General features: G+C 65.6%; 18 protein-coding genes and 1 tRNA gene. 11 read left to right on the top strand and 8 right to left on the bottom strand.

Annotated elements, in window-relative coordinates; all coding sequences use genetic code 11:
* Positions 1–9: 9 nt before the first annotated feature.
* From EYB42_RS04710 to EYB42_RS04700, 3 genes are all read right to left on the bottom strand, one after another.
* The gene (locus EYB42_RS04710) at positions 10–498 is read right to left on the bottom strand and encodes a GNAT family N-acetyltransferase (protein ID WP_135448700.1); all 489 of its coding nucleotides are present in this window, start codon (positions 496–498) and stop codon (positions 10–12) included.
* A complete protein-coding gene (gene purL, locus EYB42_RS04705) occupies positions 498–2,660 on the bottom strand; it encodes a phosphoribosylformylglycinamidine synthase subunit PurL (protein ID WP_135448699.1) in 2,163 nt (720 codons plus the stop codon). The genes EYB42_RS04710 and purL overlap by 1 nt, the downstream gene beginning before the upstream one ends.
* A 391-nt stretch (positions 2,661–3,051) precedes the next feature.
* Positions 3,052–3,957: a LysR family transcriptional regulator gene (locus tag EYB42_RS04700; RefSeq protein ID WP_135448698.1), complete on the bottom strand. Its 906-nt coding sequence runs from the start codon at positions 3,955–3,957 to the stop codon at positions 3,052–3,054.
* Positions 3,958–4,144: 187 nt separating this feature from the next.
* Here EYB42_RS04700 and murI point away from each other — a divergent pair, with 187 nt between their 5' ends.
* The gene (murI, locus tag EYB42_RS04695; protein ID WP_135448697.1) at positions 4,145–4,957 is read left to right on the top strand and encodes a glutamate racemase; all 813 of its coding nucleotides are present in this window, start codon (positions 4,145–4,147) and stop codon (positions 4,955–4,957) included.
* Between the two features lie 75 nt (positions 4,958–5,032).
* On the opposite strand, the gene efp is transcribed toward murI, so the two are convergent.
* Positions 5,033–5,599: an elongation factor P gene (efp, locus tag EYB42_RS04690; RefSeq protein WP_135448696.1), complete on the bottom strand. Its 567-nt coding sequence runs from the start codon at positions 5,597–5,599 to the stop codon at positions 5,033–5,035.
* 87 nt (positions 5,600–5,686) lie between these two features.
* Between efp and epmA the strand changes: the two genes are divergently transcribed.
* From epmA to scpB, 10 genes are all read left to right on the top strand, one after another.
* A complete protein-coding gene (epmA, locus tag EYB42_RS04685) occupies positions 5,687–6,727 on the top strand; it encodes an EF-P lysine aminoacylase EpmA (protein ID WP_135448695.1) in 1,041 nt (346 codons plus the stop codon).
* A gap of 213 nt (positions 6,728–6,940) precedes the next feature.
* Positions 6,941–7,969, top strand: coding sequence for an N-acetyl-gamma-glutamyl-phosphate reductase (gene argC, locus EYB42_RS04680; RefSeq protein WP_135448694.1), 1,029 nt, complete (start codon positions 6,941–6,943; stop codon positions 7,967–7,969).
* Between the two features lie 126 nt (positions 7,970–8,095).
* Positions 8,096–8,551: a cytochrome c maturation protein CcmE gene (gene ccmE, locus EYB42_RS04675; protein ID WP_135448789.1), complete on the top strand. Its 456-nt coding sequence runs from the start codon at positions 8,096–8,098 to the stop codon at positions 8,549–8,551.
* Positions 8,552–8,620: 69 nt separating this feature from the next.
* A complete protein-coding gene (locus tag EYB42_RS04670) occupies positions 8,621–9,232 on the top strand; it encodes a holin-associated N-acetylmuramidase (RefSeq protein ID WP_135448693.1) in 612 nt (203 codons plus the stop codon).
* Complete coding sequence (locus EYB42_RS04665) at positions 9,223–9,696, top strand: holin family protein (protein WP_135448692.1); 474 nt, start codon at positions 9,223–9,225, stop codon at positions 9,694–9,696. The genes EYB42_RS04670 and EYB42_RS04665 overlap by 10 nt, the downstream gene beginning before the upstream one ends.
* Positions 9,697–9,757: 61 nt before the next feature.
* A complete protein-coding gene (argS, locus tag EYB42_RS04660) occupies positions 9,758–11,500 on the top strand; it encodes an arginine--tRNA ligase (RefSeq protein WP_135448691.1) in 1,743 nt (580 codons plus the stop codon).
* 73 nt (positions 11,501–11,573) lie between these two features.
* Complete coding sequence (locus EYB42_RS04655; RefSeq protein WP_135448690.1) at positions 11,574–12,578, top strand: SPOR domain-containing protein; 1,005 nt, start codon at positions 11,574–11,576, stop codon at positions 12,576–12,578.
* Positions 12,575–13,567, top strand: a complete 993-nt coding sequence (locus tag EYB42_RS04650; RefSeq protein ID WP_135448689.1) for a glycoside hydrolase family 3 N-terminal domain-containing protein — start codon at positions 12,575–12,577, stop codon at positions 13,565–13,567. Before EYB42_RS04655 ends, EYB42_RS04650 begins: the two co-directional genes overlap by 4 nt.
* Entirely contained in the window at positions 13,560–14,351 is a 792-nt protein-coding gene (locus EYB42_RS04645; RefSeq protein ID WP_135448688.1) for a segregation and condensation protein A, read from the top strand. The genes EYB42_RS04650 and EYB42_RS04645 overlap by 8 nt, the downstream gene beginning before the upstream one ends.
* On the top strand, positions 14,351–14,986 hold the full coding sequence (gene scpB, locus EYB42_RS04640; protein WP_135448687.1) for an SMC-Scp complex subunit ScpB: 636 nt from the start codon (positions 14,351–14,353) through the stop codon (positions 14,984–14,986). The genes EYB42_RS04645 and scpB overlap by 1 nt, the downstream gene beginning before the upstream one ends.
* A gap of 280 nt (positions 14,987–15,266) precedes the next feature.
* Here the strand turns inward: scpB and EYB42_RS04635 are convergent, their stop codons facing one another.
* The 4 genes from EYB42_RS04635 to ihfA all read right to left on the bottom strand — a co-directional run bounded on the left by EYB42_RS04635 (position 15,267) and on the right by ihfA (position 17,565).
* Complete coding sequence (locus EYB42_RS04635) at positions 15,267–16,346, bottom strand: 2'-deoxycytidine 5'-triphosphate deaminase (protein ID WP_135448686.1); 1,080 nt, start codon at positions 16,344–16,346, stop codon at positions 15,267–15,269.
* A gap of 70 nt (positions 16,347–16,416) precedes the next feature.
* Positions 16,417–16,494: transfer RNA gene (locus tag EYB42_RS04630), tRNA-Pro, on the bottom strand.
* Between the two features lie 67 nt (positions 16,495–16,561).
* Positions 16,562–17,248, bottom strand: a complete 687-nt coding sequence (locus EYB42_RS04625; RefSeq protein WP_135448685.1) for a MerR family transcriptional regulator — start codon at positions 17,246–17,248, stop codon at positions 16,562–16,564.
* 14 nt (positions 17,249–17,262) lie between these two features.
* Positions 17,263–17,565 (bottom strand): integration host factor subunit alpha, encoded by a 303-nt coding sequence (gene ihfA, locus EYB42_RS04620; protein WP_135448684.1) that lies wholly within the window; start codon positions 17,563–17,565, stop codon positions 17,263–17,265.
* Positions 17,566–17,653 lie beyond the last annotated feature (88 nt).

Genomic DNA, 17,653 nt, shown 5'->3' with positions numbered 1-17,653 from the left:
GGCTTCAACCTAGGCCCGCGCTGAAGTCGCTTCAAGGGCCTGCCACTCGCTGCGCAGCATTCCCATCAGGATCAGGTCCACCGCCCGGCCGAGGGCAGGGCGGAACCAGTGCGCGCGAAGCCGCCCCTCCTGACGGAAACCGGCACGCGTATAGACCTTGATTGCGCGTGCGTTCTCGGCGCTGGCGTCCAGCCATAGCCGTTCCGCGCCGAGGTCGCGGAAGGCATGGTCCACCAGCGCGCGAAAGAAGGCGTCGCCATGCCCGCCGCCCGCGCGGTCGAGCGCGATGCGGAACAGTTCGACCACCGGCTGATCGGCGCTGCGGAAGATCGCAAAGCCGCGCGCCACGCCTTCCCAGATCAGCACCCTTACCGAGGGATCGTCGATCCAGGCCCGCAGCTGCGCCTCGTCCGCATCGCCGATGAAGGGCGCATAGTCGGGCCGCGTTGTCAGGCTGCGGATGAAGCCGATGTCCGCCGCTGTTGCCGGGCGCAGCATCAGATCCCCAGGGAAGTGGCAAAGGCCGTGCGATAAAGCTTCGACAGTTCGGTAAGTGGGGCGGAATCGCTGCCGAATGCGACGGTCGCGCCGCCGAAGCGTCCGACCACGGATAGCGGAACACCCGCTACCGCTGCCGCAGCGGCCAGCGCCTCGGCTTCGCCTGGTGCCGCTGCCAGCAGATAGCGTGCCTGATCCTCGCCGAACAGGGCAGGGGTGCCCGACACCTCCAGCGTCACGCCAAGGCCCGCGCCTTCGGCCATTTCAAAGGCAGCCAGCGCCAGCCCCCCATCCGACAGGTCGGTGCAGGCGCGGATGTGCCTGCGGTTGGCCCGTACGAATTCGCCGTGGCGCAGTTCGGTTGCAAGATCGACCGGTGGCGCATCGCCTGCTTCGATCCCGAAGGCCTCGGCCAGAAGGGCCGACTGGCCGAGATGGCCTTTGGTTTCGCCCACCAGGATCGCAAGGTCGCCCTCTGCGGGCTTGCCGGCGATCAGTTCGTCAAGGTTGCGCAAAAGACCCACCGCACCGATGGTGGGCGTGGGCAGGATCGGCTGGCCGTCGGTCTCGTTGTAAAGGCTGACGTTGCCGGACACGATCGGCATGTCCAGCGCCCTGCAGGCCTCGCCGATGCCCTGCAGGGCGCCAACGAACTGGCCCATGATCTCGGGCTTTTCGGGGTTGCCGAAGTTCAGGTTGTCGGTGGTGGCCAGCGGCTTCGCCCCAACGGCGCAGAGGTTGCGGAAGGCCTCGGCCACTGCCTGCCTGCCACCCTCGACCGGGTTCGCCTTGACGTAACGCGGGGTCACGTCGCTGGTGAAGGCAAGGGCCTTGCCCGTCCCGTGCACCCGCACGACGCCCGCAGGCAGGCCAGGCGTGACCAGCGTATCCGCGCCCACCTGGCTGTCATACTGTTCCCAGACCCATGCCTTGTGCGCGTAGGAGGCAGAGCCGATCAGCGCCTTCAGCCCGGCGATCGCCCCAATTTCCGGAACTTCCTTCAGCGGCGCGGGGGCGGGGGTGGGCACCCAAGGCCGGTCGTATTCCGGCGCGCTGGACGACAGCTTCGACAGCGGAATGTCGGCCTTTACCTCGTTGCCATGCAGGATCAGGAAGCGGTCCTCGGGGATGGTCTCGCCCACGATGGCAAAGTCGAGATCCCACTTCTCGAAGATGGCCCGCGCCTCGGCCTCCTTCTCGGGTTTGAGCACCATGAGCATCCGCTCCTGGCTTTCGGACAGCATCATCTCGTAGGCGCTCATTCCCGTTTCGCGCTGCGGCACGTCGTTCAGTTGCAGCTTGATGCCTAGCCCGCCCTTGTCACCCATTTCCACCGCCGAGCAGGTCAGCCCCGCCGCGCCCATGTCCTGGATGGAAATGACCGCGCCCGACGCCATCAGCTCCAGGCACGCCTCCAGAAGGCACTTCTCGGTGAAAGGGTCGCCGACCTGCACGGTGGGGCGTTTTTCCTCGATCGTGTCGTCGAACTCGGCACTGGCCATCGTGGCTCCGCCCACCCCGTCGCGCCCCGTCTTGGCGCCCAGATAGACGACTGGCATACCCACGCCCGAGGCGGCCGAATAGAAGATCTTGTCCGCATCCGCGAGGCCCGCGGCAAAGGCATTGACCAGACAGTTGCCGTTGTAGCTGCGATGGAAACGCACTTCGCCGCCCACGGTCGGCACGCCGAAGGCATTGCCGTAGCTGCCGATGCCTTCCACGACACCCTTGACCAGATGCGCGGTCTTGGGGTGGCTTGGCAGGCCGAAGGACAGCGCGTTCATCGCCGCGATGGGCCGCGCGCCCATGGTGAAGACGTCACGCAGGATGCCGCCCACACCGGTCGCTGCGCCTTGATGCGGCTCGATGTAGGAGGGGTGGTTGTGGCTCTCCATCTTGAAGATGACGGCCTGCCCGTCGCCGATATCCACCACGCCCGCGTTTTCCCCCGGACCGCAGATCACCTGCGGGCCGGTGGTGGGCAGCTTCTTCAGGTGGATCTTCGAAGACTTGTAGGAACAATGCTCGTTCCACATTGCCGAAAAGATGCCCAGCTCGGTGAAGGTCGGCTCGCGGCCCATGATTTCCAGCAGGCGTTCCCATTCGTCGGGCTTGATCCCGTGGGCAGCGACGAGTTCGGGCGTGATGGCGGGTTCTTGCATGGCATCCCCTCTGGCGGCTTGGCCCGCCTCATAAGGGAAAGGCCGAGGAAGGGCAAACCGCCGCAGCCCGTCCGGGTCGAAAATTCTTTGCCCGGGATGCCATGGGCTGCGGCTGCGGCCGCACGGGCACGAGACCGGGCCGGGGGACATGAGCCAGGAGGCATCATCCGGGCCGCCGCGACCCGGCCCCGGCATGGCGACGTTCGAAAAAAAAAGGCCGAGCTTCCGCTCGGCCAAGTCCAACAGGGAGGTACGAAGGAACGCGAGCCAGGCTCAGCGTCGCTTCGAGCGTTCAGATAGTGCCCTGTGCTTGCGCAAACAAGTCTGGATTGCCCGACGTTTAAGCATTGCCGATATGCAAATGCTGCATGGCGGCATCCCACCCTTGCGTTCAGGCCGCGGCCTCCTCCTGCTGACGGCGGCGGAAGGACATGATCTCGTCGGTCACGAAGTCGCGGAAGGCGGCCACGCGCTTGGAATGGCGCAACTCTTCGGGATAGGCCAGGAACACTGGCACCTCGGCGCTCTGGACATCCGGCAAGACCCTGACGAGGTTGGGAAAATCCTCGGTCAGATAGTCGGGCAGGACGCCCACGCCCAGATGGTTCAGCACCGCCTGCAAGACTCCGAAATAGTTGTTCACCGTCAGGGTCGAGGGGATGTCATGCGTCATGAGTTCCGCCACCAGAAGCGCACCTGCCGCGACCTGCGGCGTGCCGGCGTGCTGGCTGATCAGCCGGTGGGCGCTGAGATCGTCCATCGTCTCGGGCGTGCCGTGGGCGGCCAGGTATTCGGGCGTCGCGAATAGCTGCATCCTGATGTTCATCAGCCGCTTGCGGATCAGGTCGGCCTGGCTGGGCTCTTTCATGCGGATTGCGACGTCCGCCTCGCGCATCGGCAAGTCCAGAACGCGCTCTTCCAGCATCAGGTCGATCTTCAGCGCCGGGTATTTCTCGTACAGCCGGGCGAGGCGCGGGGCCAGCCACAGTGTGCCGAAGCCCGTGGTGGTGGTCACGCGCAATTCGCCGAAGACTTCATCCTCGCTGTCGCGGATGCGTGCGGCCGTGGCATCCAGCCGCTTGACCATCTGGGTCGTGGCGTCGAACAGCAGTTCGCCCTGTTCCGTCAGGATCAGCCCGCGCGCATGGCGGTGGAACAGCGTGACCGACAGGCTTTCCTCCAGCGCGCGGATCTGCCGGCTGACGGCGGACTGCGACAAGTGCAGCACCTCGCCGGCATGGGTCAGGCTGCCCTTTTCCGCGACGGCGTGAAAGATTCTCAGCTTGTCCCAGTCCATGAAGCACCTCGCGAAATCAGCCGTGACCCTAACACGACCGCCCCTAGATAGGGAAATGCGAATGCAAGTGAATGGGGCTTTACCGCATCTTGCGCCAGCGCTTGCCCCTTTCACGCCACCGACACCCGCCGTATGATGAAATGAAGGCAAGACGCGCAGAACGCGACGGCCGAGGAAAGGGGCAGGCATGGCGGTAGGTATCTTCGATTCGGGCCTCGGCGGCTTGACCGTTCTTGAGGCGGTGACAAAACGGTTGCCGGATGTTCCCTTTGTCTATTTTGGCGACAATGCCCACGCGCCCTATGGTGTGCGCACGGCGGATGACATCTTTCATCTGACCTGCGCCGCAGTGGAACGGCTGTGGGCCGAGGGTTGCGATCTGGTGATCCTGGCCTGCAATACCGCCAGCGCGGCCGCGCTGAAGCGGATGCAGGAAACCTGGTTGCCGCCCCACAAGCGTGTTCTGGGCGTCTTCGTGCCGCTGATCGAGGCGCTGACCGAACGGCAATGGGGCGACAACTCGCCCCCGCGCGAGGTTGCGGTGAAGCATGTCGCCCTTTTTGCCACCCCTGCCACCGTTGCAAGCCGTGCCTTCCAGCGCGAGCTGGCCTTCCGCGCCATCGGAGTGGATGTCGAGGCCCAGCCCTGCGGCGGCGTTGTGGATGCCATCGAGCAGGGCGACGAGATTCTGGCCGAGGCCTTGGTGCGCAGCCATGTCGAGGCACTGAAGCGCCGCATGCCGCATCCCGAGGCGGCGATCCTGGGCTGTACGCATTACCCCCTGATGGAAAAGGCTTTTCAGGAGGCGCTGGGCGAGGAGGTCAAGGTCTATTCCCAGGCAAACCTGGTGGCCGAGGCCCTGGCCGACTATCTGCAGCGCCGGCCAGAGTTTCTTGGGCCAGGCACCGAGGCGAAGTTCCTGACCACGGGCGATCCTGCAAGTGTTTCGAACAAGGCCACCCAGTTCCTGCGCCGGAAGATCACTTTCGAGGCAGCCTGAACCCCGCAAACTCAAGCAGGGCGGGCATTGCTGCCCGCCCTGCACATGGTTCAGCCGTGGTCCGGGCTTGTAGCCTCAGTCCTTGGCGCGTTCGACGTAGGAATCGTCGTCGGTGTTGATCACGATACGGGTGCCGGGCCCGATGTGCGGCGGCACCATCACGCGCAGCCCGTTCGAGGTGATTGCGGGCTTGTAGCTCGAGGAGGCGGTCTGCCCCTTCACCACCGGCTCGGTCTCGACGATTTCCACCGTGATCTTCTGGGGCACCTCGATCGCGATCGGCACGCCCTCGAAGGTCTTGAGATAGCAGCGCATGCCTTCCTGAAGGTAGGGCTTGTTGCCGCCCATCACGTCCTCGGTCACGACGACCTGTTCGTAGGTGTTCGGCTCCATGAAATGGAAGCCTTCGCTGTCTTCATAGAGAAAGTCGTATTCGCGTTCGTCGACGGTGGCCTTTTCCACCATCTCGGTCGTCCGCCAGCGTTCGGAGACCTTAACCCCATCGGAAATCCGGCGCATGTCCACGCTGGTCGTGGGCGTGCCCTTGCCGGGGTGGAAGTTCGAGGCGGTAAGAACAACGTAGAGCTTGCCGTCCATCTCGACGACATTGCCCTTGCGAAGGCTTGAGGCGATGACTTTCAAAGGTCTGGTCCTTGCTATATCCCGGGGCCCGGTCCCACGGACCGGCATCTGCACGCGCCCCTAACCGATCCCGACCGGAATTTCCAGATGAATCCCTCGTCCCAATGGTGGAACCCAGCCGTTCATGCCGACCGCCGCCCCGTGCTGATGGCGCGCAACCGTATCCAGGCCGCAATCCGGCGCTACCTGGCGAAGGAGGCTTTCGTGGAGGTCGATCCGGCGGCGCTTGCGGTCAGCCCTGGCAACGAGGCGCATCTTCACGGCTTTGCCACCGAAGCCATCGGCAATGACGGGCAGCGTCGCCGGATGTATCTGCACACATCGCCCGAGTTCGCGATGAAGAAGCTGCTGGCCGCCGGCGAGACACGCATTCACGCCTTTTCGCATGTCTGGCGCAACCGCGAGCGCGGGCCGCTGCATTCCCCCGAGTTCACCATGCTGGAGTGGTATCGGGCGGGCGAGGGGTATGAGGCGCTGATGAACGATACGCTTGTGTTCCTGCGCCTTGCCGCCGACGAGGCGGGGGTAAAGCTGCTGCGCTTCCGCGACCTTGCCTGCGACCCCTTCGCCGAAGCCGAGCGGCTGACGGTGGCCGACGCCTTCGGCAGGCATGCCGGGGTGGATCTGATGGCTTCGATCCGTCCTGACGGAACCACCGATGCCGCACGCCTGGGGGCAGAGCTGGACCGGATCGGTTTGCGCCGGGCGGCCGATGATACCTGGTCGGACATGTTCAGCCGGGTGCTTTCAGCGAAGGTCGAGCCGCATCTGGGGCAGGGCAGGGTGACGATCCTTGACCATTATCCCGCAGCAGAGGCCGCCCTGGCGCGAAAGGTGCCCGGAGATGCAAGGGTTTCCGAACGGTTCGAGGTATATGCCTGCGGGGTGGAACTGGCGAACGGCTTCGGCGAACTGACCGACCCCGAGGAACAGCGCCGGCGGTTCGAGGCCGAGATGGCCGAGAAGGCGCGCGTCTATGGCGAAAGCTACCCGCTGGACGAGGATTTCCTCGCGGCGCTTGCGCTCATGCCACCCGCTGCCGGCATCGCGCTGGGTTTCGATCGCCTTGTGATGCTGGCGACGGCTGCGCCGCGGATCGACGATGTGATGTGGACCCCGGTGCCCTGACCTCATCGCGGTTTGAAAGGGCTGACGAATTGAGCGGCTGGCGCCGCAAGGCAGTGTCTCGCCTCTGGCCTTCGGCCAACTGGCTCGCGTGCCGGGGCTTTCCCCCCCCCGGACCCCCGGAGGATATTTCCGCAGAGAGGAAGGACAACCGGCAGACTTGCATTGTCACGGCCAACCGCGCAAAGAGGGCGCGGTTTTGACAGGAGCCGCGCAATGACCCATCGCATCGCCATTCTTGGGGCTTCAGGCTACACGGGAGCCGAGCTTGTCCGCCTGATCGCGACGCATCCGGGAATGCGCATCGTGGCCCTGTCGGCCGACCGCAAGGCAGGGATGACGATGGCCGAGGTCTTTCCCTTCCTGCGACATCTGGACCTGCCGCGGCTGGCGAAGATCGACGAGATAGATTTTTCCAATGTAGACATGTGCTTCTGTGCACTTCCTCATGCCACGACGCAAGAGGTTGTGGCCCGCCTGCCGCACGATCTGCGGATCGTGGACCTGTCGGCCGACTTCCGGTTGCGCGATCCGGCGGAATACCAGAAATGGTATGGCCAACCCCATGCCGCGGTGGAAATCCAGAAGGAAGCGGTCTATGGCCTGACCGAGTTCTACCGGGCCGAGATCCGCCGGGCTCGGCTGGTGGCGGGCACGGGCTGCAACGCAGCGACCGGCCAATACGCCCTGCGCCCGCTGATCGCGGCGGGGGTGATCGACTTGGACGACATCCTGATCGACCTGAAGGCCGGCGTGTCCGGCGCGGGGCGCAGCCTGAAGGAAAACCTGCTTCACGCGGAATTGTCCGGCGGCACCCATGCCTATTCCGCGGGCGGCAAGCACCGGCATCTGGGAGAGTTCGATCAGGAGTTCTCGAAAATCGCCGGCCGGCCGGTGCGGGTGCAGTTCACGCCCCACCTTCTTCCGATGAACCGGGGAATCCTGGCGACGGTCTATGTCAAGGGCGATGCGACGATCGTTCACGAGGTTTTGGAAAAGGCTTACGAAAATGAGCCGTTCCTCAAGGTCTTGCCCTTCGGGGCGCTGCCATCGACGCGCGACATCGCAGGGTCGAACTTCTGCCATCTGGGGGTTGTGGGCGACCGGATTCCCGGCCGGGCTGTGGTGGTTGCGGTTCTGGACAACCTGACCAAGGGATCCTCGGGACAGGCGATCCAGAACGCCAATCTCATGCTGGGCCTGCCCGAGACCGAGGGTCTGATGCTGGCGCCGGTCTTCCCCTGAGCCCCGCCTATGGCACCGTGTCGCTGCCTGGGGGCTTGACTGGACGGGTGCCATGCCCAAGTTGGAGGCGCTGGCCCGGCATCGGGCGGGGAGAGAGGCATGACCGAAAAGCAGGCGTTCCGGGGCCTGAAGGGGCTGAAGAAGCAACGGCGCATCCAGATCGTCGCCCTGGCCGCGGTGGCGCTGATCGGCGCGACGGGGCTGGTCGGTTACGCCATGCGCGACGGGATCAACTTCTTCCGTTCGCCCAGCCAGGTCATGGAGAATCCGCCCGGCCCCGGCGAGACGTTCCGCATCGGTGGTCTGGTGGTCGAAGGCTCGATCGTCCGGGGGGAGGGGACAGAGATCGCCTTCGCCGTCACAGACACAAATGCCACCGTTCCGGTGCGCTATACCGGCATCCTGCCCGACCTGTTCCGCGAGGGCGAAGGCGTGGTTGCCCTGGGTCGGCTGGAGGGCGGCACCTTCGTTGCGACCGAAGTCCTGGCCAAGCATGACGAGACCTACATGCCGAAGGAAGTGGTCGACGCGCTGAAGGAGCAGGGGGTTTACGTCGATCCGAAGGCCCAGCCCGACAGCTGAGCGCGCGCTGCATCAGGGGGGCGTTAATGCCGCCTTGTCAGGCTATCCCTGTCTGAAATGGGGGTCAGCATGCCGGATGTCCGACGGATTGCCGAAGAGATCGTCGCCCGCGAGGGCGGTTTCGTGAACGACCCGGACGATCCGGGCGGGGCCACGAACCACGGGGTCACCATCGGCACGCTGAGGCGGCTGGGGATCGACGTGAACCGCGACAGGCGGATCGATGTGGCCGATGTGAAGGCCTTGACCCGCGCCCAGGCGGTGGAGATCTATCTGGAACATTACTATCGCCGTCCCGGCATCGCAGCCCTGCCCGAGCCGATCCAGGCCAGTGTCTTCGACATGTATGTGAATGGCGGGGCCAATGCGGTGAGAATACTGCAGCGGCTGCTGACCGAGATGGGCTTTCCCTGCGAGCCGGACGGGGTGATCGGGCCGAAGACGATTCGCGCGGCGCAGCTGGCCCATGAGGCGGCGCCTGCGCATCTGGCCGATGCCTACGGAATCGCGCGTCGGAACTATTACTACGCGCTGGCCGACAGCCGCCCCGCCAGCCGCAAGTTTGCCAGGCGCAAGGACGGCGGAAAGGGCGGCTGGATCCTGCGTGCAGAGGAATTCATCTCTCCGAAATACCATCTGACCGAGGCGCAGCACCGGGCGCGGGTGGCGCGATGGGTATGATCGGCAGGCTGATTGGTTCCCCCGGCACGGTCACGGCGCTGGGCGAGGCTGCGAAGGGCGTGGCCGAGGTCTTCGTGCCCAGCGCCACGAAGCGCATGGAATATTCGGCAGAGGCGCAGATGGCCGCCTTGCGCCAGTTGGGCGAGGAGTATCAGCATCCCGCCCTGTCCCGGTTCGACCGGATGGTGAACGGGCTGAACCGGCTGCCGCGGCCGTTTCTTGCCTTCGGCACAATCGGGTTGTTCGTCTACGCCATGGTGGACCCGAGGGCCTTCGCTGACCGGATGGCGGGGCTGAATGCGGTGCCCGAGCCGCTGTGGTGGCTGCTGGGCGCGATCGTCGCCTTCTATTTCGGCGCGCGCGAGACGCATTACTTCCGCAATCACGCCGTGACGTCCGCGTCCGCAGCGCCACAGGCGGCGGCCGAAGAGAATGCGGCGCTGGAGGATTGGCGGCGGTCGTGAGCCATCCTTGACCACGGGCCGGGCCTCTGGCATGGCCTGTTCGGGGAAAGGATGTGATCAAATGAACCTGTTCGCCGATATCCGTGAGCTAGTGGTCGCCGAGTTGCAGGCGCTGATGGCCGAGGGCGTGCTGCCCCAAGGCCTCGACCTGTCGAATGTCGCGGTCGAGCCGCCGCGCGATGCGGGGCATGGCGAGATGGCGACGAACGCGGCGATGGTGCTGGCGAAACCGGCCGGCATGCAACCCCGCGCGATTGCCGAGGCACTGGCCGTGCGGCTGATGGAGGATCCGCGCGTGGCGGGCGCGGATGTGGCGGGCCCGGGGTTCCTGAACCTGCGGCTTGAGCCGGCCGCATGGCAGGCCCTGGTGCGCGACATCCTGACCGAAGGCACCGATTTCGGCCGCTCGACCATCGGACAGGGCCGCAAGGTGAACGTGGAGTTCGTAAGCGCCAACCCGACCGGGCCTATGCATGTGGCCCATGCGCGGGGCGCGGTGGTGGGCGATGCGCTTTCTTCGCTGCTTGCCTTTGCAGGCTGGCAGGTCACGCGCGAATATTACATAAACGATGGTGGCGGCCAGGTCGATGTGCTGGCACGCTCTGCCTATGAACGCTATCGCGAGGCGCATGGCCTGTCGCCCGAGATCGCCGAGGGGCTTTATCCCGGCGATTATCTGATCCCGGTGGGTCAGGCGCTGAAGGAAAAATACGGCGACAGCCTTCTGGAACAGCCCGAAAGCGTGTGGCTGGCCGATGTGCGCACCTTCGCCACCGACATGATGATGGCAATGATCCGCGATGACCTGGCGGCGCTGGGCGTCACGATGGATGTCTATTCCAGCGAGAAGGCGCTTTACGGCACAGGCCAGATCGAGGCCGCGATCGAGGCGCTGCGCGCCAAGGGGCTGATCTACGAAGGTATCCTTGAGCCGCCCAAAGGCAAGGCGCCCGAGGACTGGGAGCCGCGCGTGCAGACGCTGTTCCGTTCCACCGCCTTCGGCGACGATGTCGACCGCCCGGTGAAGAAGTCGGATGGCAGCTGGACCTACTTCGCCCCCGACATCGCCTATCACTTCAACAAGGTGCAGCGCGGCTTCGACGAACTGATCAACATTTTCGGCGCCGACCATTCCGGCTATGTCAAGCGGCTGAAGGCGGTCGTCTCGGCCCTGTCCGAGAACCGGGTCAACCTCGACATCAAGCTGATCCAGCTCGTCAAGCTTCTGAAGGGCGGCGAGATCGTCAAGATGTCCAAGCGCGCGGGCACCTTCGTCACGCTGCGCGATCTGATCGACGAGGTCGGGCCTGACGTGGTGCGCTTCGTCATGCTGACGCGCAAGAACGACGTCGCACTGGATTTCGATTTCGACAAGGTGACCGAACAGTCGAAAGACAACCCGGTCTTCTACGTCCAGTATGCCAATGCCCGGGTGAACAGTATTCTGCGCAAGGCGCGCGAGGCGGGACTGGATGTGTCGGATGCGGCGCTGTCGCTGGCGCATCTTGCCCATCTCGGGCATCCGGCCGAGCTTGAGGTGATCCGCAAGCTGGGTGAATGGCCAAGGCTGGTGGAGATTGCCGCCAAGGGGCACGAGCCCCACCGGGTGGCCTTCTACCTTTACGAACTGGCCTCCGACTTCCACGGTCTGTGGAACAAGGGCAACGACGATGACAGCCTGCGCTTCATCCAGGAGGACGTGGCCGTGTCGCAGGCGAAAATCGCCCTTGCAAGGGCCGTGGGCGTTGTCATTTGCGCCGGTCTTGGTATCCTTGGTGTTACACCGGTTGAGGAAATGCGCTGAAACAATTGCGCCCCGCCGGCTATGAGGCGTGTATGCAGGGGCGGACGAACCGTCCCGCAGGCAGGGGCAGCACATGGCGGACGCGGACTACGACGGCTACGGCAGCTATGACGGCGGGCACGGGGGGGCGCCGGTCGTGGCCCGGCGGTATGTCAATCTCGCAGGGGCGCTGGTCTCTCTCGGCCTTGTGGTGGGCCTTTCCATCTGGGGCTACAAGCTGGCCGTGCGCGATGTGCGTGGTGTGCCTGTCATCAAGGCGATGGAAGGGCCGCTTCGGGTGGCGCCCGAGGATCCGGGCGGCGAGATCGCCAATCATCGTGGCCTTGCCGTGAACGAGGTGGCCGCCTCTGGCGTGGCGGCAGAGGTGCCCGATCGTCTGGTTCTGGCCCCCCGCCCACAGGAACTTGAACCAGAGGACGAGGCTGGTCTGGCCGGACCCGGCGGTTCGGCCCTGGCCGCAGTGGCTGCGCCCTTGCCTTCGCTGGGCGGGGCAGGGGTCGAGAATCCGGATCTTGCCCTGGCTGCGGCGCCGCCGACGGAAAGCGCCAGTCCTACCGCCATCGCTGTGGATGCCGCGATCGCCGAAGCCCTGGGTCTGGCGCCGGAGACGGTCTCTGCAGGGATTGCCGATCCGGTCGAGGACGACGACAGCATTCTTGCACTGGGCGACCTGGGCCCGGAGTTCGCGCCCGAGTTGCCTGATGATGGCGGAATTGCCGTCTCTCCGCGGCCAAAATCGCGCCCGGGCAGCAGGTCTGCCGCAGCGGCGCCGGCGCCAGCGGTCGCGATGTCAGCCCCTGAAGAGATCGACCCGGCCACCATTCCTGTCGGTACCCGGCTGGTTCAGTTCGGCGCCTTCGACACGATGGACGAGGCGCGGGCCGAATGGGCACGTCTTTCGGGTCAGTTTGGCGAGTTGATGGCTAGCAAGCGGCTGGTGCTGCAACCGGCCGAAAGCGGTGGGCGCACCTTTTATCGCTTGCGCGCCCATGGCTTCGACGACGAGGCAGACGCGCGCCGCTTCTGTTCCGCCTTTGTTGCGCAGAACGCCACCTGCATCCCGGTGCCGCAGCGATGACCATCGGCCGCGGGGCGACGATCTTCGGCTGCGCCGGCCCGGTCCTGTTGCAGGACGAACGCGCCTTTTTCCGCGAGGCAGACCCCTTCGGCTTCATCCTTTTTGCCCGCAACATCGAGTCGCCGGATCAGTTGCGGCGTCTGACCGCCGACCTGCGCGCGGCCGTGGGCCGCGATGCCCCGATCCTTGTGGATCAGGAAGGCGGTCGCGTGCAGCGCCTGCGGGCTCCGCACTGGCGCGAATGGGATCCGCCACTGGACACCGTCGAACGGGCCGGCTCGGTTGCGGTCGCCGCGCGCGCGATGCGGGCGCGGATGCGGGTGATCGGCGCCGAATTGCGCGCGGTCGGCATCGACGCGAACTGTGCGCCGCTAGGCGATGTGGCCCGGCCCGGAACGCATCCTTTTCTTCGCAACCGCTGCTATGGATCGGACCCCGAAACAGTGGCAATCATTGCACGCGCCGTGGCCGAGGGGCTGAAAGAGGCCGGCGTCCTGCCGGTCGTCAAACATCTGCCGGGCCACGGCCTGTCGCATCTGGACACCCATCTTGCCCTGCCGACGGTGGATGCCCCCCTGGACGAGTTGCGCGCCGTCGATTTCGCCCCCTTCCGCGCCCTGAACGATCTGCCGATGGCGATGACCGCGCATCTGGTCTTTGCGGCGGTCGATCCGGGCTTGCCTGCCACACAGTCGCCAACCATGATCCGGCTGATCCGGGACGAGATCGGTTTTCAGGGCCTGTTGATGAGCGACGATCTGAACATGGAGGCGCTGAAAGGCAGCCTTGCCGATCGCACCGCGCGAACGATGGCCGCAGGCGTGGATATCGCGCTGCACTGCAAGGGCGATCTGGCGGAAATGCAGGCTGTGGCCGAGGCGGCTGGGGACATGACGCCCGCAGCAGCCGACCGCGCCCGTGCGGCGCTTGCCGCCCGCACTGCGCCGTTGCCCTTGGACGCAGCCCTTGCGGACCTTGCCGATGGCTGAGCCCGACGACTGGGATCAGCCGGAACGTCTGCCCATCGACGACCGCCTTGCCGCCGAGGCGCTGATCGTCGATGTCGATGGGTTCGAGGGGCCGCTTGACCTGCTGCTGACGCTTTCCCGCACGCAGAAGGTGGACCTGCGCAGGATTTCCGTCCTGAAACTGGCCGAGCAATACCTGGGCTTCGTCGAACGCGCCCGGACGCTGCGGATCGAACTGGCCGCTGATTACCTTGTGATGGCGGCCTGGCTTGCCTTCCTGAAATCACGCCTTCTGCTGCCGCCCGAGCCCGGCGAGGCAGGGCCTTCCGCCGAAGACCTGGCCGCGCATCTGGCCTTCCAGCTGGAGCGCCTGCAGGCCATGCGAGACGCAGCGGCCCGGCTGATGGGGCGTGACCAGTTGGGGCGCGACTTTTTCGCCCGCGGCGTCCCCGAGGAAGTGACGCATCACCGCAAGGTCGTCTACACCGCCACGCTTCTGGACCTGATGCGCGCCTATGCAATGATCCGTACGAAGGACGAGTTCCGTCCCTTCGTGCTGGACCGTGAACATGTCTATACAATGGAGCAGGCGCTGGATCGTCTGCGCGGCCTGATCGGTTACGCCGGGGACTGGGCGAGCCTGACCAGCTTCCTGCCTGAAGGCTGGGACGTGACGCCTATGGCCCGCCGCTCGGCCCTTGCCGCGCATTTCGCCGCCGTTCTGGAGCTGGCCAAGCGCGGTCAGGTCACCCTGCGCCAGGGCGAGACCTTCGCGCCCATCGAACTGCGCCGCCGGGAGGGATGATGGACACCGGGGAAGAACAAAGCCTTTTCGATGCACCGCCTATGGGCGAACAGGAGCGGATGGTAGAGGCGATCCTGTTTGCGACGGCCGAGCCCGTGACCGTGGCCGAACTTCAGGCCCGGATGCCGCATGGCTGCGACCCGGCCGAGGCGCTGGTCAGGCTGCGCAAACGCTATCAGGGGCGGGGCGTCAATCTGGTCAGGGTGGGTGATGCCTGGGCAATGCGCACCGCGCCGGACCTCGGCTTCCTGATGCGCCGCGAGACGGTAGAGACGCGAAAGCTCAGCCGTGCGGCAATCGAGACCCTGGCGATCATCGCCTATCATCAGCCGGTGACGCGGGCCGAGATTGAAGAGATCCGCGGCGTCGCGGTCAGCCGCGGCACCATCGACCAGTTGATGGAACTGGAGTGGATCCGCCTGGGCCGCCGACGCATGACCCCGGGCCGACCGGTGACTTTCGTGGTGACCGAACGGTTCCTGGATCATTTTGGTCTGGAATCGGCCCGCGACCTGCCGGGCCTGAAGGAGTTGCGCGCTGCCGGGCTGCTGGACAGCCGCCCCCTGCCGGGCCAGGCGGCCACAAGCGAGGATGACGATGCCATGACCGGCCAGAGCGAGCTGTTCGAGGACTAGGGTGAAGCAAATGGACCTGAACCGGCTTTTCGGCATGCTGACGCGGATGTTTGTCCGCAGCGCGGTGAACACCGGGGTCGATTTCGCAGCGCGCCGGGGCAAGCCCGACTCAAAGCTCACACCCGAAGAACGCAGGCAGGCCCGGGACGCAAAGGAAACCGCAAGGAAGGCGCAGAAGCTGGCACGGCTGGGCCGGCGATTTTTTCGCTAGGAATGCCACCGGCAAAGACCGTCCGGGGACTTTGCGCCGTCTTGAAAGACCCGCGCTTCCGGCGGCGCGTCAGCCCGGCCGGAACTGCTTTGCCAGTTTCAGCCCTTGCCCCTGATAGTTTGAGGCGATCCCCGCGCCATAAAGTGTTTCCGGCCGCTCTGCCATGCGTTCATAGACCAGCCGGCCCACGACCTGCCCGTGTTCCAGCACGAAGGGTGCCTCGTGGCAGCGCACCTCCAGCACGCCGCGCGACCCTGCGCCACCGGCCGAGGCATGGCCAAAGCCGGGGTCGAAGAAACCCGCGTAATGCACCCGGAACTCGCCCACCATTGCCAGATAGGGCGCCATCTCGGCGGCATAATCGGGTGGGATCGTCACCGCCTCGCGGCTGACAAGGATGTAGAAGGCCCCCGGGTCCAGGATGATGCGGCCGTCACGGGTGTGCAACTCTTCCCAGAAGTCCGAGGCCGGGTAATGGCCGATCCGGTCCAGATCGATCACGCCGGCATGCGGTTTGGCGCGGTAGCCGACCAGAGTGCCCTGCGCCGGGCGCAGATCGACCGAGAAGCCCAGACCTTCCGAAATCACGGCCTCGCCCGTCACCAGCGGTTCGCGCGCATGAAGTGCGGCAAGTTCGGCATCCGACAGCACGGCCTGGCCGTGGCGGAATCGGATCTGATTCAGCCTTTGCCCTTCCCGCACCAGCACCGAGAAGCTGCGCGGGCAGACCTCGGCATATAGGGGACCGGTGTAACCTTCTGGAATGCGGTCGAATTCTATTCCGCCGTCGGTGATCGTACGGGTCAGCAGGTCCAGCCGGCCGGAAGAGCTTTTGGCATTGGCAACCGCCGTGATGCCCCGTGGAAGCGACAGGTGTTCCGCCAACGGAATCACATAGACGCAGTTCTTTTCCAGAACCGCACCCCCGGCAAGATTCACCTGGTGCATGGTGAATTCCTCCAGACGGTCGGCGACCTTGCGTCCCCTGCCGGCCAGGAACGATGCGCGCACGCGATAGGCCACCGGCCCCAGGCGCAGGTCAAGGCTGGCGGGCTGGATCTGGTCCTCACGGATCGCGGGGGCGGCCGAAAGCGCGCCGTTGGCAATCAGCCGGCGCAGGGCCTGTGCGGGAAGCACTCCGGTCGTCATGTCTGTCTCTCCCTGGCCCCGGATATGAAACTGCCCGCTCTGCCGTGGCGGCAGGCGGGCAGGTTTTCGATGGTCGGGCCGGAGAGATTCGAACTCTCGACCTCCCGCCCCCCAGACGGACGCGCTAACCAGGCTGCGCTACGGCCCGACACGGGGCGATACATACCGATATTCCGGGCAGGGGCAAGCGGGAAAGCGCATGGCGGGGCACCGACTTATCCCAGACCTTCGGCGCGGTCGGCTAGCCGGGCCCGCAGCGCGGCTAGCCGGCGGGCCAGGGCGGCGACTTCCGGTCGTGCCGTGCCGGGATATCCGGCGGGCAGGGCACGGATCAGGCCGGCAAGGGTCACGTCGTCGCGCTGCACGCGCTGGGCAGGCGCTACGGGTGCCGGCGGGGCAGGCGCAGGCTCGGGAGCCGGGGCAGCGGGTGAAACCTCGACCACGGCATCGAACAGCGGCAGCGACGGCTGTTCGGGTCTGGCGCGCGTCGCGGGCTTCGCGGGCGGCGGCGCGGCTTCGGGCTCTTCATCCTCATCCTCGACGGCAATGAAGCCGGCTTCGGGCACCTCGTCCTGCCAATTCGCGGCTGAGACCGGTTCCTCGGCATCCTGCGGGCCGACCAGCGGAACCGCACCGTCCGCCAGGCTGGCCACATGCCGCACGCCCTTGTCGCGCAGCATCTTCTGTACGCCCCGGATCGTCATACCTTCGTCGTGCAGCAGCCGCTTTATCCCGGCCAGAAGCGCCACGTCCGACGGGCGATAATAGCGTCTGCCGCCGGCTCGCTTGACCGGACGCACTTGCGTGAACCGGCTTTCCCAGAAGCGCAGCACATGGGCGGGCGTGTTCAGCACCTCGGCGACTTCGCTGATGGTGCGAAAGGCGTCCGGCGACTTGTCCATATGGGGTCAGCCCCTCAGCGCTTCTTGCCCGCGGCGACGCGGTCCTTCATCAGATGCGAGGGGCGGAAGGTCAGAACCCGGCGCGGCGAGATCGGAACTTCCTCGCCCGTCTTGGGGTTGCGACCGATCCGCGCCGTCTTGGACCGGACCGAGAAGGTGCCGAAGGACGAGATCTTCACCGTCTCGCCTGCGACCAGTGCGTCGGACATGTGCCGGAGCACACTTTCCACCAGTGCGGCCGATTCATTGCGGCTCAGTCCTACCTCGCGGAACACAGCTTCGCTCAGATCCATCCGGGTCAAGGTCTTGTCGCTCATCTCGTCCCCCCACGAGGTTGTTTGAACGACCATGCGACCGTTGGATTTCCGAGTCAATATCAACCACTTGGACCGCGTGGTTGAAGGC

It is taken from the genome of Tabrizicola caldifontis (assembly GCF_004762095.1).
GTDB classification, from domain to species: Bacteria; Pseudomonadota; Alphaproteobacteria; order Rhodobacterales; family Rhodobacteraceae; genus Tabrizicola; species Tabrizicola caldifontis.
Note: the sequence above shows the minus strand (reverse complement) of the source record. Positions and strands in the feature narration are given on the sequence as shown.